Consider the following 14,807-nt stretch of genomic DNA (forward strand, 5'->3'; position numbering starts at 1 on the left):
CTATATGTGTGTTGTTGGGTTAACCAATGCAGCGGCTGTGCCAAGTTGCCAAGTGCCCGGTTTTATTGGGGGCTGCTGTCGGTGCGTGAGCGCTTTTCGCGCTTTAGTGGTGCAACAGCCAGTACAGCAGCACCAGATTGATCAGCAACGACGCCATCGCCAGGGTTTGCCAGACCTTCAACGGTTCGCGTTCCAGCAATGGCCGGGGCCGCACGCTTATCTCAAGGCGGTCGGCCCGCTCCAGCACCAGCAACCATTCTTCGGCGGTTTCATAACGCTGCGCAGGTTGAGCGGCCACGGCCTTTTCCAGGCTCAGTGGCAACCAGTCCGGCAGGTCGGGGCGGTAGCGACTGGCACTGACGGCCTGGGTAAACCGCGGCCTTTGGAAAGCTTCGATTTCGCCGTAGGGATAATGCCCGGTCAGCAGGTAATACAGGCTGACGCCGACGCCGTACAAATCTTGTTGCTGCGTAGGGGGCTCGCCACCGAATGCCTCAGGAGCGATAAAACTCGGTGTGCCGGGCAGCAGATGGGCGCGATCCTCAGAGAGCCCGGGGCAGTAAGCCAGGCCGAAATCTAGCACGCGCAGTTCGCCATCGTCGCCCAGCAGCAAGTTTTCCGGCTTGATGTCGCGGTGCAGGATCTGCCGTCGATGCAGCATGCCGACCGCGCGCAGCAAGCGCTCGGCGATGGACTGCCACTGTGCCAGGGGCAACGGGCCCTGGCGCTTGAACAGTTCAGCGAGGGTTTGCCCCGAATATTCGCGCATCACGTAGTACAAATGCTGACGCCCGCTGGCGGCGTGGACTTCAGGAAACGCGCGCCCGGCCACCCGCCGCAGAAACCACTCCTCCGACAGCAGCGCCTGGCCGGCATCGGTGTCATCGTCGCGATTGAGGGGCAAGGTTTTCAGTAGCCAGGGTTGCTGTTGGGCATCTCGTACCCGGTACAGCAACGACTGCCGACTCTGCGCCAGCACGCTTTCAACCTGCCAGCCTTCAAAGCGTTGCCCAGCCTTCAGGGTCGGTGGCAGTGGCCATTGCTGCAACTGCACCAGCGCATCGCCAAGCGTGGCGGCACCCAGTGCGTCAACACGCACCAGCAGAGCGCTGGCATTGTCCAGGCTGCCGGCCAGATGCGCGGCATTGACCAAGGTGTTGACCGCCACGTTCAGGTCCGTTTGCTCGCGCAAAATCGCGCGGATACTGTGCTCGCCGAGGGTCGCCCACACGCCGTCGCTGAGCAGCAGGAAGCATTCGCCCGCGCGCAGCTCACCGTCGAGAAAATCCAGTACCAGGTGTTGATCCAGGCCGAGGGCGCGCTTGAGCACGTGTTGCATGCCCGGTTGCTCCCACACATGGTCTTCGCTGATGCGCTGCAACGTGTCGTCCAACCAGCGATAGACCCGGCAATCGCCCACATGCGCCAGGGTAAAACGCTGGCCGCGAAACACCAGGGCGCTGAGGGTTGTCAGCAATGGCTGGCCACCGCCGTTGGCCTGCAACCAGCGATTCTGCGCCAGTAACAAGCGTTCGAGCGCCTGGGCCACGCCCCAGGTTTGCGGCGTGGCGTAATAGTCCAGGGCCAGCGCCTGCAAGGTCGAGCGCGCCGCCAGGCCGCCATCGGCGCATTGGCTGACGCCGTCGGCCAGTGCGCACAGGTAGCCTTTGCTCGCGGCCAGTTCCGCCACGGGCGTGACCACCCGCAGCGCGTCCTGGTTTTCCGCCCGCGGGCCAATGGCGCTGGCGTGGGCGATGCTCAGTTGCAGGCTCATCAGACGCGGGCAGCGGTCACGGCAGCCGAGCCCCACGTGGTTCTCCAGCGACGTTTGACGCCGTGCAGGCCGAACCAGGCCAGCACGCCAAGGCTGGCGAACAACCACAGGGCCAGTTGGTAGCTGCCGGTGCTCTGTTTGATCGCGCCCATGCCCGCTGCCAAGGCGAAACCACCGATGCCGCCGGCCATGCCGATCAGGCCGGTCATCACGCCGATCTCACGGCGAAAGCGCTGCGGCACCAGTTGAAACACCGCGCCATTGCCTGCGCCGAGGCCGAGCATGGTGCAGACGAAAAGGGCCAGCGCCGCGTAGGAACTTGGCAGGTTGAAACCGACTGCCGCGATGCAGATCGCCGCCACGCTGTACATGCCGAGCAGGGTGCGAATGCCGCCGAAACGGTCCGCCAATGCTCCGCCCAACGGCCGCATCAGGCTGCCGCCGAACACGCAGGCCGCGGTGTAGTAGCCGGCGGTCACGGGGCTCAGGCCGTATTGGTCGTTGAAGTAGCCGGGCAGGGCGCTGGCCAAGCCGATGAAGCCCCCGAAGGTCACACTGTAGAAGAACATGAACCACCAGCTGTCACGATCGCCCAGGGCCTTGAAGTAGTCGGCCATGGATTTGGCTTTCGGGCGTTCCGGCGCATTGCGGGCCAGCCAGGCGAACACGATCAGGGTGATGACCAGCGGAATCAGCGCAAAGCCGAACACGTTGCTCCAGCCAAACGCGGCCGCCAGCACCGGCGCCAGCAACGCGGCAAACACGGTGCCGGAGTTGCCGGCGCCGGCAATGCCCATGGCCTTGCCCTGGTGTTCCGCCGGGTACCATTGCGACGCCAGCGGCAAGGCGACCGCGAAGGACGCGCCGGCCATGCCCAGGCACATGCCCAGTATCAGGGCTTGTTCGTAGCTGTGAATCCCGAGTTTCCAGGCGCCGAACAGCGCCACGATCACAATCACCTGGCCGATCAGCCCGGCGGTCTTGGGCGACAGCTTGTCGGCCAGCATGCCCATCAAAAAGCGCAGCACCGCGCCGGCCAGGATCGGTGTGGCCACCACCAGGCCGCGCTGTTGGGTGGTCAGGTGCAGGTCGGCGGCGATTTGTACCGCCAGGGGGCCCAGCAGGTACCAGACCATGAAACTCAGGTCGAAATACAGGAACGCGGCAAACAGGGTCGGGGTGTGCCCGGATTTCCAGAAGCTTGATTTCATCACGCACCTCAACGGTTGGGGGTCTTATCAGAAGGCCTGGTGATGGGGTCGCCGGCTGAAGGCCGCCCCACCGGCCCCATGCGCTGGGGCCAAAACGAAAAAACGCCGCCACCGGGTTCGCGAGGGCAAACCGGATGTGCGACGTCTTTGTCGTGGAGGGGCAACCGCCGTTGGTTACCTGTGTTGAATGCTTAGCAAGAGCTGAGCCAGATCAGCCGAGCAACTCGCTCATGGCAATAATCTGCTCCGCCACCTGGATCAGTTTCTGCTGGCGGCTCATGGCTTGGCGGCGCATCAGGGTGTAGGCCTCTTCCTCATTGCAGTGCTTCATTTTCATCAGCATGCCCTTGGCCAGCTCGATGCGCTTGCGCTCGGCCAACTGCTGGTCGCGGGCCTGGAGCTGCGCGCGCAGGGCCTGGTCGCTCTCGAAACGGGCCATGGCCACGTCGAGGATCGGCTGCAGACGCTGGGCCTGAATACCTTCGACGATGTAGGCGCTGACCCCGGACTTGATCGCCTGGCGCATGACGTTCGGGTCGTGCTCGTCGGTAAACATCACGATCGGCCGTGGCTGGTCGCGGCTGACCAGCACCACTTGCTCCATCACGTCGCGCCCGGGCGACTCGGTATCGATCAGGATCACGTCCGGGCGCACCGTTTCGACGCGGGCGGGCAGGTCGATGGTCAGGCCTGACTCATCGATTACCTCGAACCCGGCTTCGGTCAGTGCCGCCTTGAGGCGCCCGACCTTGCGCGGGGTGTCGTTGATCAACAGGATTCGTAACATAGCCGTCCTCCTGTCAGCGCAAGGCCTGGCGGCCGGTGTGGTCGGCCATGGCATGCAGGCGGAAGCTGCGGGCGTAGGCGGCGGGGTCACTGCCGTCCCAGACTTTGCCATCGATCAGTTGGCTGCTGCGCAGGTCCTGGCTGCTGGCCGAGACGCCGGCTGCACCGGCGGCTTGGCGATACAGTTCGAGTTGCTGCACCTGACGGGCAACGCCGAGGTAGTCCGGGTCTTCGCGCAGCAAGCCCCAGCGTCGAAACTGGGTCATGAACCACATGCCGTCGGACAGGTACGGCAGGTTCACCTCGCCATCGCCGAAAAAGCGCAGGGCGTGGGGGTCTTGCCATTGGTTGCCGAGGCCGTCGTCGTACGCGCCCAACAGGCGCGGCTCGATGCAATCAAGCGGCGCATCGAGGTAGTCGCGAGCACTCAGCAACTGCGCGGTGGAACGGCGGTTTTCCGGGCTTTGCTCGATAAATCGGCTGGCCTCAAGTATCGCCATCACCAGCACGCGGGCGGTGTTGGGGTATTGATCAACAAAGGCCTGGGTGCAGCCGAGGACTTTTTCCGGATGGTCCGGCCAGATCGCCTGGGTGGTCGCCAGGGTAAAGCCCTGGTGTTGCTTCACCGCGCTGGCGCACCAGGGTTCGCCAACGCAAAAGCCGTCGATACGCCCGGCTTGCAAGTGCGCGACCATCTGCGGCGGCGGCACCACCACACTGTCCACATCCTGTAATGGATGAATGCCTTGGCTCGCCAGCCAGTAATACAGCCACATGGCGTGGGTGCCTGTGGGAAATGTCTGGGCGAAGGTCAGTTTTGTTCGGCTTTGGTGCACGTGCCGGTCGAGTGCCTCAGGAGTGATCACCCCCTGCTGTTGCAGGCCGCGGGACAGGTTGATGCTCTGGCCGTTCTGGTTGAGGCCCATGAGCACGGCCATGTCCGTGGGCGCAACGCCGCCAATGCCCAAGTGCACGGCGTAGATCAGCCCGTACAGGCTGTGGGCGGCGTCCAGCTCACCGCTGACCAGTTTGTCGCGCAGGTTGGCCCAGGACGATTGGCGCTTGAGGTTCAGTGTCAGGCCGTAGGGTTGGGCAAAGCCCTGGGTGGCGGCAACGACCACCGAGGCGCAATCGGTCAGGGCCATGAAGCCCAGGTCCAGGCTGCTCTTTTCAGGGGCGTCACTGCCATTTACCCAGGCCAGCGGAGTGTTCACCGGGCTGTTGCCGACCGAATCGTTCATCAACACCTACCTTTTCTCTCAAAAAAAAGCGTCGTTCCCCAGGATGGCAGTACAGGCCATTGTGGGTAACGACGCCTTTGTCCGTAAGCCCGCTCCGACGTTGGTGCGTGCTCTGATGCTGAGTCTGTAGCAAGGCACATGCCACGGCCAGACAGGCGCGGTCTGCCGTCAACTTTCCATCAAGATTGAAAGCCGACTGCCTCTCAGTATGGCCGCCTCTTCAGGCCAGACTCTCAGGAACTTCACGGTGTCTATCGATTCCCCGGCCATGACGCGCTGCCACCGGTTATGCCGCTGGCTGCTGTGCATGGCCTTGTTGGTCAGCGTTCCCGCCTGGGCAGAGAGCTACCAGGCACGGGATGAAAGCCTGCACACCTTTTTTACCGCGCTGTCGGTGCCCTTGGGCCTGCCCGTGGTGGTCAGCCGTGAAGTGGCGCGCCAGCGTTTGTCCGGCGAATTCGACCTTGGCGCCGCGCAGCAGACCCTGGCAGCCGTCGCCGAACAGCAGCGCCTGATCTGGTACAGCGACGGGCAAGCGTTCTACGTGTATGGCGCCGATGAGGCAAAAAGTTCGGCAGTGACCCTGCGGCATATCTCGGTCGGCAGGCTGCGCAGCTTCATGCGGCGCTCGGGTCTTGATGAGTCACGTTACCCGTTCAGGGAAAGCGGCGAGCGCACGTTTTATGTGTCCGGCCCACCCAATTACGTGGATCAGGTGCTGCACCTGGCTCAGTTGATGGACCGCCAGCGTACCGAAGTGCGCGTGGGGGCCCAGCGTTTCGGCGTGGTGCAGGTGTTCAATACCCACGTGGCGGACCGTCAGTACGCCATGGGCGACGACAAGGTCAATGTACCGGGCATGGCCTCGATGATCGAAACCTTGCTGGCCATCGAGCAAAAGGATGAAGCGCAGCCGCCGCGAAGCGTGTTGGCCGACAAGAGCATCGTCGTGATTGCCTACCCCGACTCCAACAGCCTGCTGGTGAAGGGCAAGCCTGCCCAGGTCAAAGCGCTTGAGGAGTTGGTGGCGGAACTCGACAAACCCAAGCGGGCGATTGAAGTGTCGTTATGGCGGGTGGATGTGGACCGTGACGAGCTGCGCAAAATGGAACTGGCCTGGGCACAGGAGGGCGCGCCTGCAACGTCGTCCACCCATGTGATGGAACCGGTGGACGATAACCGCCTGATGGCGCAACTGATCGCGCTGGAGCGGCGCCGCAAGGCCAGGGTCGCCGCGTTTCCGGTGATTCTCACCCAGGAAAATGTTCCGGCGGTTTTCCAGGATAACCATACGTTTTACCTGCCCAAGCCAGAAGGCGATGGCGGTGAATGGCAGCCTGTGCGGTATGGCACACACGCCAGTGTGCTGCCGCGTTTCGCCGACGCCAACCAGATTGAAATGACCTTGACCCTTGAGGATGACCGGCAAATGGGTGGCAAACCCACGCTCGACTCCGCGACGGCGGTGGGGCGAGTGGGGATCGGCACGGTAGTGCGCGTGCCTCAGGGCCGGCGCCTGTGGCTGGGAGGGTTCCGACGTGAGGACGAGGGGGCTGTTCGCAGTCGACGCGCCGAGGTGCGGCTGTTTGTGATCCAGGCGCGGGCGGTGGGGAATGAGCCGCGGATGCTGGGCGGTGCGATCGGTCCGCCGCCCCTGACACCGAGCCAATATGAGCGCGTGCACCGTGCGTTTGTGCGCGAAAGCCGCGAAGCCCCGGCAACGGAGTGACTTGGTGGCGGGTTGAGGTGAAAAGTCCTACGCAGTGCCTACCAAAAGCCTCGATTGCATCGGCTTTTTCCTAACGTTGTCCGGGGCTCAGGTTTCTATAGTCGCGGCATTGGCGTATCGGCCGTTTCTTCAGGTAAGGAATTCAATGTCAGTAGTCGGATGCAGAGGTGTGTATGACCATCGAGCGTGATGGGCTGACAGCCTCACGGTTTTTTGCCGGATGGACTTTGCATGGCGATGGCCGTTTGACTGGCGTGGGCGTGGATATTCAACTGCCGCCCAAGGAATGGCATGTGCTGCGGCTTCTACTCGCTTCCGACGGAGCGCTGATGACCAAGGATCGCTTGCTCGAAATGGCCTGGCCCCACGGTGACGTCGCCGAAGAGTCGCTCACCCGTTGCATCTACGCGTTGCGCAAGCACCTGAAGGCCGACAAAGGCTTTATCAAGACGATCTATGGCAGGGGCTACCGCTTTAGCTGTGCCGTTAAAACCGAACAGCGTGAACCACGACCGGCAGAGCGTGGCCATGCGCAGCGCGTTTGCTTGGCGTGCGGCCAGGTGAAACATGATTAAGGTGCTGGGTAAAACGCTGTTGTTGACTGTATTGATGGGCACCCATCAAGCCTGGGCCAGCTGTTGGGATGAGGTGGCGCGCCGCTATGACATCGAACCGGAGTTGCTGCAGGCCATCGCGGCGGTGGAATCGGGTTACCGCGCGGGCGCAACGAATTCGGGCAACAGCGATGGCTCCCGGGATATTGGCCTGATGCAGATCAACAGCATGCACCTGCCACGCCTGGCCAAGCAGGGAATTACCGAGCAGCGGCTGTTGAGTGAACCTTGCTTGTCGGTCGAAGTGGGCGCTTCGATCCTGGCCGGGTTTATCCAGCGTTTTGGTTACAACTGGACAGCCGTGGGCTCCTACAACGCAGGCGCGGCTCCTGAGCGCGAGGCCTCGCGTCTGCGTTATGCAGAAAGAATCTGGGCGCGGTACGAAGCCTTGGTTGCGCAGCGCCGCTGACGATTGGCTGGCGCGCCTCGCACCGGAGGCGCCACCCCGGCTATAATCGGCGCCACCTTTCGCCGCCATCCGAGTCTAGCCCGCCCATGTATACCCTGGCCCGCCAGCTGTTGTTCAAACTCTCCCCGGAAACTTCCCACGATCTGTCCCTGGACCTGATCGGTGCCGGTGGTCGTCTGGGGCTCAATGGCCTGGTATGCAAGGCCCCGGCGAGCATGCCGGTGTCGGTAATGGGGCTCGACTTCCCCAACCCGGTTGGCCTGGCTGCCGGCCTGGACAAGAATGGCGCGGCCATCGACGGTTTTGCGCAACTGGGCTTTGGCTTTGTCGAAGTCGGCACCGTGACGCCACGTCCGCAGCCGGGCAACCCCAAGCCGCGTATCTTCCGTTTGCCGGAAGCCGAGGCCATCATCAACCGCATGGGCTTCAACAACCTGGGCGTTGACCACCTGTTGTCGCGGGTTCAGGCGGCAAGGTACAAGGGCATTCTCGGCATCAATATCGGCAAGAACTTCGACACGCCGGTAGAGCGTGCGGTGGATGACTACCTGATCTGTCTGGACAAGGTCTACGCCCACGCCAGCTATGTGACCGTCAACGTCAGTTCGCCCAACACCCCGGGCCTGCGCAGCCTGCAGTTCGGCGATTCCTTGAAGCAACTGCTCGAAGCCCTGCGCCAGCGCCAGGAAGACTTGGCCGTGCGTCACGGCAAACGCGTGCCGCTGGCCATCAAGATCGCCCCGGACATGAGTGACGAAGAGACTGTGCTGGTCGCCCAGGCCTTGATTGACTCGGGCATGGATGCGGTCATCGCCACCAACACTACCCTCAGCCGTGTCGGTGTCGAAGGGTTGGCACACGGTGACGAGGCTGGTGGGTTGTCGGGCGCGCCGGTGCGAGACAAGAGCACCCATATCGTCAAGGTACTCGCCGCCGAACTGGCGGGGCGCTTGCCGATCATCGCCGTGGGTGGCATCACCGAAGGCAAGCACGCAGCCGAGAAGATCGCCGCTGGCGCGAGCCTGGTGCAGTTGTATTCGGGCTTTATTTATAAAGGTCCGGCGCTGATTCGTGAATCGGTGGATGCGATTGCGGCACTGCGTTGAGTGCAATAAAAAGGGCTCCCTGAAGGAGCCCTTGGGCCGAAGCCCGCCGCCCTGATGGGGCGTGCGTGGTTAAGTCGTTACGTAATCTTCAAGGTGGTGTGTCGGATTAAGTGCCCTGTATTAGCCGACGGCGTGAAGTTCGTTGAGTCTGTGGATGCCCGCAGTGCCAGTCATACCGTCCCAGTTGTCGCCGCGTCCTTCTCGCCAGCCGTTGATCCAGGCTTGGCGTACCGACGGTAGAGTAAATGGGCAAAGCTCACGGGATTTTCCATGAACGCCATATTGATATCCGCGTAAAAATGCTCTTTCCAACGGATCACGCTTAAGTCTTCTCATAGGGTGTTTCCCTCACTTGTTGACTGTCTTGATATCCTTCGGCCTCGTCTGAGGCCGGGCAGAGTTTTTCTGCCGTTGGTGGGCTCGCTGCCGGCGTGGCGAGCCTATGTGTCGACGCCGTTACGGCGCCAACCTGTGTTGAGTTCTAACCAATAGGTCACATGGATTCAATGATCGTTTTGTCATAAGCACGTAACGATAACGATGCTATAGCCATAAGCTGGGATGGCTTTTCGCCCCTTTTAATCGGCAAACCCAGCTATGATGTGCCCTGCAAAGAGGATGGGTTTAATCCTTTAGTGAGAATGCCCGTCCGTTGCAGTCGGTTATTATTCGACGAAGGGTCGGAATATTTCTTTTTGTTACTTTCGTATTGTCACTAAAAAGTTCTATCTGCCCCGTTAATCAAGGCCGGAAGGCCCGGCAGACGGGGTGGGACGGCACATTCGTGCCACGCGAGCACTCTTCAAGAAAAGTGCTTGATTGAAAACCGAGCCGGCGATGCGTCGCCCGTTCATTTATTGCTGAAAAGCCTGGAATGCCCCATGTCGGACCGTTTTGAACTCTTCCTCACCTGCCCCAAGGGCCTCGAAGGCCTGCTGATCGAGGAAGCCGTCGGGCTTGGCCTTGAGGAAGCCCGCGAGCACACCTCGGCCGTGCGCGGCATGGCCGACATGGAAACCGCCTACCGCCTGTGCCTCTGGTCGCGCCTGGCCAACCGCGTGTTGCTGGTGCTCAAGCGCTTCCCGATGAAGGACGCCGAAGACCTCTACCATGGCGTGCTGGATATCGAATGGGCCGACCACATGGTCTCCGACGGCAGCCTGGCCGTGGAATTCAGCGGCCACGGTTCGGGCATCGACAACACCCACTTCGGCGCCTTGAAGGTCAAGGATGCGATCGTCGACAAACTGCGCACCCCGACCGGTGAACGCCCGTCCATCGACAAGATCAACCCGGACCTGCGCATTCATCTGCGCCTGGACCGCGGCGAAGCGATCCTCTCCCTCGACCTCTCCGGCCACAGCCTGCACCAGCGCGGCTATCGCCTGCAGCAGGGCGCTGCACCGTTGAAGGAAAACCTGGCGGCCGCGATCCTCATCCGCGCCGGCTGGCCGCGCATTGCTGCTGAAGGCGGCGCGCTGACTGACCCGATGTGCGGCGTGGGCACCTTCCTGGTGGAAGGCGCGATGATCGCTGCCGACATGGCGCCCAACCTCAACCGCGAGCTGTGGGGCTTCACCACCTGGCTCGGTCACGTCCCGGCGCTGTGGAAGAAGTTGCACACAGAAGCCACTGAACGTGCCGCTATCGGCATGGCCAAGCCACCGCTGTGGATTCGCGGCTATGAAGCCGACCCACGGCTGATTCAGCCCGGCCGCAACAACATCGAACGCGCAGGCCTGAGCCACTGGATCAAGGTGTACCAGGGCGAAGTCGGCACCTTTGAGCCGCGCCCGGACCAGAACCAGAAAGGCCTGGTGATCTGCAACCCGCCGTACGGTGAGCGTCTGGGTGACGAAGCCAGCCTGTTGTACCTCTACCAGAACCTTGGCGAGCGTCTGCGCCAAGCGTGCATGGGCTGGGAGGCGGCGGTGTTCACCGGCGCGCCGGACCTGGGCAAGCGCATGGGCATTCGCAGCCACAAACAGTATTCGTTCTGGAACGGTGCGCTGCCGTGCAAGCTGCTGCTGATCAAGGTCAACCCGGACCAGTTCGTCACCGGCGAACGTCGCACCCCGGAGCAGCGTCAGGCCGAGCGTGAGCAAGCCGCTTACGATCAAGCGCCGACCGAGCCGGAAGAGCGCCAGTACAACAAGAACGGCAACCCGATCAAGCCAGCTCCGGCGCCCGCGCCAGTGGTTGAGCAGGCACGGTTGAGCGAAGGCGGGCAGATGTTTGCCAACCGCCTGCAGAAAAACCTGAAGCTGCTGGGCAAGTGGGCCAAGCGCGAAGGCGTTGACTGCTACCGCGTGTACGATGCCGACATGCCGGAATACTCCATGGCCATCGACCTGTACCACGACTGGGTGCATGTGCAGGAATACGCCGCACCGAAGTCCATCGACCCGGAAAAAGCCTCCGCGCGTATGTTCGATGCCCTGGCGGCCATTCCCCAGGCGCTGAACATCGACAAGAACCGCGTGGTGGTCAAACGCCGTGAGCGCCAGAGCGGCACCAAGCAATATGAGCGTCAGAGCGCCCAGGGCAAGTTCACCGAAGTCAGCGAAGGCGGCGTGAAGTTGCTGGTCAACCTGACCGACTACCTGGACACCGGCCTGTTCCTCGACCACCGCCCGATGCGCATGCGCATCCAGAAAGAAGCGGCCGGCAAGCGTTTCCTCAACCTGTATTGCTACACCGCCACCGCCAGCGTGCACGCAGCCAAGGGCGGCGCGCGCAGCACCACCAGTGTCGACCTGTCTAAGACCTACCTGGACTGGGCGCGTCGTAACTTCTCCCTCAACGGTTTCTCTGACAAGAACCGCCTGGAGCAGGGTGATGTGATGGCTTGGCTGGAAGCCAGCCGCGATGAGTTCGACTTGATCTTCATCGACCCGCCGACCTTCTCCAACTCTAAGCGCATGGAAGGCATCTTCGACGTGCAACGCGACCACGTGCAGTTGCTCGACCTGGCCATGGCGCGCCTGGCACCGGGCGGCGTGTTGTACTTCTCGAACAACTTCCGCAAGTTCGTGCTGGAGGACAACCTCAGCGAACGTTATGCGGTCGAGGAAATCAGCGACAAGACCCTTGACCCGGATTTCGCGCGTAACGCGAAGATCCACCGGGCCTGGAAAATCACCGCGCGCTGATCGCGGCACCTGGCTGCACCAAAAAGCCGCAAGCCCTGACTATTCCGGGCTTGCGGCTTTTTTGCGCTGGTCAAACCCCGGTCCCATGGCTATAACTGAAGGCCTAGCCAAAGTGACACCCCCGCACACTGGCGTTGTGAGTGTTGCCTATGCCGATGCAAGCCGTTCGCCCGAAAATCCTTGGCTTTATCAGTGAACAGGCGTCGGCTTGGCTGGTGGCGTTGGTGGTGTTTCTGGCAGGTTGCGCGCTGACAGTCATTGTCGCCTGGACGGCGGCCAACCTTTACCAGCAACAGGTTCGCCAGCGTTTCCAGTTGCTGGTCAACGAGCGTTACACCCGCTTGCAGGAACGCTTTGAAGACCAGGAGCAACGCCTGGGCAGCCTGCGACGGTTCTTCGTCAATTCCAGTGAGGTGTCCCGCGCAGAGTTCGATGGTTTCGCCCAGCCCTTGCTGTTGCGCGCTCGCGCGTATGCGTGGGCGCCGCGCGTATTTCGCGATCAACGCAGCCAGTTTGAGCAAGACGTGTCGCGCCAGCGTGGCATGCCTTTCGCCATCCGTGAGCTGAACGCCTCGGGTGAACTGGCGCCGGCTTCGCAACGGGATGAATACGTGCCGGTGCTGTACAGCCAGACGCAAAGCCTGCTGGGCTCGCCCCTGGGGTTTGACCTGCTGGCTCAACCACTGCGGCGCTCGGCCCTTGAGCGCGCGCAACAAAGTGGCAAGCCTGCGGTGTCCCAGCCGATGCAGTTGGTGGGTGTGGAGCCGGCCTATGCTGCCGGGGTCTTGCTGGTTGCGCCCGTCAGCAAAACCGCAGATGCCGAGCCCTACGGGTTTGTGATGGCGGTGATCAGCATGCGCCAGTTGGTGGCCGATGGTTTGCCCAAGCCGAACCGCGACAACCTGGTGATGCAGATCGTCGACACCTCCGACACCCAGCAGCGCGTGCTGTACGCGTCCAGCAATGCGGTGGGCAACAGTGACCTCACTGCCGCGCGCCGACTCACCCTCGGCGATCATGTGTATGCCCTGACCTTGCGCACCAGCCAGGTGTTCGACCTGGCCAACCACTCTTCGATGAACACGATCCTGGCCATGGGCGGGCTCCTCAGCCTGTTGCTCAGCGCATTGCTGTACGTGTTGGTCAGCCAGCGCCAGCGCGCACTCAAACTGGTGGAGCAGCGCACCGTGCAGTTGCGCCTGCGTGAGCAGGAGCTGCGTGGCGCGCATGGGCAATTGCGCAGCGTGCTGAATGCAGCCACTCAGGTTGCAATCATTGCCACCGATTTGCGCGGTGTGATCAACACATTCAATGCCGGCGCCGAGCAGATGCTGGGGTTCAAGTCCGAGCAGGTGATGGGCCGCATGACCCTGGAAAGCCTGCACCTGGCCACCGAGCTTGACGCGCGTGCTGCTACGTTGAGCGTAACGCTGGGCAAGCGTATTCCGCCGAGCCAGGCGATGCTGGTGGAGAGCCCGGACAACCTGCACGAGGCGCGTGAGTGGACGCTGTTGCGCCAGGACAACAGCCGGCTGACCGTGAATATGCTGGGTACTGTGCTCCTTGATGACCATGGCCTGTGGATCGGGCACTTGGCGATTTACCTGGACGTCACTGAGCAGAAGCGTGCTTACGAAGCACTGGCGGCGCGGGATCGCTTGCTGAAAAAACTCAGCGCCCATGTGCCTGGCGGGATTTTCCAGTTCACCCTGGAGCCGCAGGACAACTGGCGTTTCATTTACGCCAGCGATGGCATTCGCGATATCTATGAAATCGAACCGGGTGTGTTGCAGCAGGATGCGAACAAGGTGTTCGAGCGCATCCACCCTCAGGACGCCGAACGGGTGCGGGCGTCGATTCGCCTGTCGGCGTTGCAGTTGAGTCATTGGCGTGAAGAGTATCGGGTGCTGTTGCCGCAACGTGGCCTGCGCTGGATTCGCGGAGAAGCCACGCCGGAAGAGTTACCGGGCGGCGGTACGCTTTGGCACGGCTATGTGTCGGATATTTCCGACCTCAAACGGGTTGAGGAAGAGCTGCGTGCGCTGTCTATCACGGATTCTTTGACGGGTATTCATAACCGTCGTTATTTCCAGGACCGCCTCAAGGCTGAGATGCTCCGGCTCAATCGGGCGTCGGGAGCGCTGTCGTTGATCATGCTCGACATTGATCACTTCAAGCGCATCAATGACCAGCATGGGCATGGGGTGGGTGATGGAGTGTTGCAGGAGGTGTGCAAACGCATCAGCCTGCGGCTGCGTCGCACTGATGTGTTTTGTCGTTTGGGTGGTGAAGAGTTTGTGGTGCTGTGCCCCAATACTGATGGCGATCAGGCGTATTGCGTGGCCATGGAGTTGTGGCAGTCACTGCGTGGTGCGCCGATGGAGTCGGTGGGGGTGGTGACTGCGAGCTTTGGGGTGGCCAGTTGGCGTGTTGATGAAGGGATTGATGGGTTGTTGTTGCGGGCGGATTCGGCGGTGTATGTGGCCAAGCAGGCAGGCCGGGATCGGGTGGAGGCAGAGCGCCTGCGTGCTTGATCAGTCCGGTTTTTGAGGTTGCACAGGTCAGTGTGGGAGCTGGCTTGCCTGCGATGGCGGCCTTGGGTTTGGCGAGTGCATATCCGTTGTTTGCGTTTTTGCTGATATTGGTTCCGCTCTTACAGCGGCTCACTTTTGATAGAGCCGGAATGCCGGCCCAGTCAAAAGTAAGCAAAACGCTCTTGCCCCTCCACTCGGTGCCTCGCTGTGGCTCGGCATGCCCGCACTCCGGCTTGAATCCGTGGGCCGCC

11 protein-coding genes are annotated in these 14,807 nt (G+C 62.0%); 6 read left to right on the forward strand and 5 right to left on the reverse strand.

What is annotated here, in order from left to right; all coding sequences use genetic code 11:
* Positions 1-103 precede the first annotated feature (103 nt).
* From WBB95_RS09855 to WBB95_RS09870, 4 genes are all read right to left on the reverse strand, one after another.
* Positions 104-1,774 carry a protein kinase domain-containing protein gene (locus WBB95_RS09855; protein ID WP_424487422.1) on the reverse strand — a complete coding sequence of 557 codons (1,671 nt, stop codon included), beginning with the start codon at positions 1,772-1,774 and terminating at the stop codon, positions 104-106.
* Positions 1,774-2,985: a nitrate/nitrite transporter gene (locus tag WBB95_RS09860; protein WP_424487414.1), complete on the reverse strand. Its 1,212-nt coding sequence runs from the start codon at positions 2,983-2,985 to the stop codon at positions 1,774-1,776. The genes WBB95_RS09855 and WBB95_RS09860 overlap by 1 nt, the downstream gene beginning before the upstream one ends.
* Positions 2,986-3,196: 211 nt before the next feature.
* Positions 3,197-3,772, reverse strand: a complete 576-nt coding sequence (locus WBB95_RS09865) for an ANTAR domain-containing response regulator (RefSeq protein ID WP_053257467.1) — start codon at positions 3,770-3,772, stop codon at positions 3,197-3,199.
* Positions 3,773-3,785: 13 nt separating this feature from the next.
* A complete protein-coding gene (locus WBB95_RS09870) occupies positions 3,786-5,012 on the reverse strand; it encodes a CmpA/NrtA family ABC transporter substrate-binding protein (RefSeq protein WP_424487415.1) in 1,227 nt (408 codons plus the stop codon).
* A gap of 247 nt (positions 5,013-5,259) precedes the next feature.
* On the opposite strand from WBB95_RS09870, the gene sctC reads away from it, so the two are divergent.
* The 4 genes from sctC to WBB95_RS09890 all read left to right on the forward strand — a co-directional run bounded on the left by sctC (position 5,260) and on the right by WBB95_RS09890 (position 8,870).
* Positions 5,260-6,741 (forward strand): type III secretion system outer membrane ring subunit SctC, encoded by a 1,482-nt coding sequence (sctC, locus tag WBB95_RS09875; protein WP_424487416.1) that lies wholly within the window; start codon positions 5,260-5,262, stop codon positions 6,739-6,741.
* Between the two features lie 173 nt (positions 6,742-6,914).
* Positions 6,915-7,316: a winged helix-turn-helix domain-containing protein gene (locus WBB95_RS09880; protein WP_424487417.1), complete on the forward strand. Its 402-nt coding sequence runs from the start codon at positions 6,915-6,917 to the stop codon at positions 7,314-7,316.
* Positions 7,309-7,764 (forward strand): transglycosylase SLT domain-containing protein, encoded by a 456-nt coding sequence (locus WBB95_RS09885; protein ID WP_424487418.1) that lies wholly within the window; start codon positions 7,309-7,311, stop codon positions 7,762-7,764. The genes WBB95_RS09880 and WBB95_RS09885 overlap by 8 nt, the downstream gene beginning before the upstream one ends.
* Positions 7,765-7,850: 86 nt before the next feature.
* Positions 7,851-8,870, forward strand: coding sequence for a quinone-dependent dihydroorotate dehydrogenase (locus WBB95_RS09890; RefSeq protein ID WP_424487419.1), 1,020 nt, complete (start codon positions 7,851-7,853; stop codon positions 8,868-8,870).
* A gap of 120 nt (positions 8,871-8,990) precedes the next feature.
* Here the strand turns inward: WBB95_RS09890 and rmf are convergent, their stop codons facing one another.
* A complete protein-coding gene (rmf, locus tag WBB95_RS09895) occupies positions 8,991-9,206 on the reverse strand; it encodes a ribosome modulation factor (RefSeq protein ID WP_002553055.1) in 216 nt (71 codons plus the stop codon).
* Between the two features lie 545 nt (positions 9,207-9,751).
* On the opposite strand from rmf, the gene rlmKL reads away from it, so the two are divergent.
* Together rlmKL and WBB95_RS09905 are read left to right on the forward strand one after the other, a co-directional pair.
* Complete coding sequence (gene rlmKL / locus WBB95_RS09900) at positions 9,752-12,022, forward strand: bifunctional 23S rRNA (guanine(2069)-N(7))-methyltransferase RlmK/23S rRNA (guanine(2445)-N(2))-methyltransferase RlmL (RefSeq protein WP_424487420.1); 2,271 nt, start codon at positions 9,752-9,754, stop codon at positions 12,020-12,022.
* A 149-nt stretch (positions 12,023-12,171) separates the two neighbouring features.
* Positions 12,172-14,556, forward strand: a complete 2,385-nt coding sequence (locus WBB95_RS09905) for a sensor domain-containing diguanylate cyclase (RefSeq protein ID WP_424487421.1) — start codon at positions 12,172-12,174, stop codon at positions 14,554-14,556.
* Positions 14,557-14,807 lie beyond the last annotated feature (251 nt).

The sequence above is a fragment of the Pseudomonas sp. genome (genome assembly GCF_049645325.1).
Classification (GTDB): domain Bacteria; phylum Pseudomonadota; class Gammaproteobacteria; order Pseudomonadales; family Pseudomonadaceae; genus Aquipseudomonas.

Bases quoted from the DNA above. Each gene is read 5' to 3' on its own strand.
- WBB95_RS09855 (WP_424487422.1), bottom strand. From the start codon at position 1,774: ATGAGCCTGCAACTGAGCATCGCCCACGCCAGCGCCATTGGCCCGCGG.
- WBB95_RS09905 (WP_424487421.1), top strand. From the start codon at position 12,172: ATGCCGATGCAAGCCGTTCGCCCGAAAATCCTTGGCTTTATCAGTGAA.
- WBB95_RS09880 (WP_424487417.1), top strand. From the start codon at position 6,915: ATGACCATCGAGCGTGATGGGCTGACAGCCTCACGGTTTTTTGCCGGA.
- rmf (WP_002553055.1), bottom strand. From the start codon at position 9,206: ATGAGAAGACTTAAGCGTGATCCGTTGGAAAGAGCATTTTTACGCGGA.
- rlmKL (WP_424487420.1), top strand. From the start codon at position 9,752: ATGTCGGACCGTTTTGAACTCTTCCTCACCTGCCCCAAGGGCCTCGAA.
- WBB95_RS09890 (WP_424487419.1), top strand. From the start codon at position 7,851: ATGTATACCCTGGCCCGCCAGCTGTTGTTCAAACTCTCCCCGGAAACT.
- WBB95_RS09860 (WP_424487414.1), bottom strand. From the start codon at position 2,985: ATGAAATCAAGCTTCTGGAAATCCGGGCACACCCCGACCCTGTTTGCC.
- WBB95_RS09885 (WP_424487418.1), top strand. From the start codon at position 7,309: ATGATTAAGGTGCTGGGTAAAACGCTGTTGTTGACTGTATTGATGGGC.
- WBB95_RS09865 (WP_053257467.1), bottom strand. From the start codon at position 3,772: ATGTTACGAATCCTGTTGATCAACGACACCCCGCGCAAGGTCGGGCGC.
- WBB95_RS09870 (WP_424487415.1), bottom strand. From the start codon at position 5,012: ATGAACGATTCGGTCGGCAACAGCCCGGTGAACACTCCGCTGGCCTGG.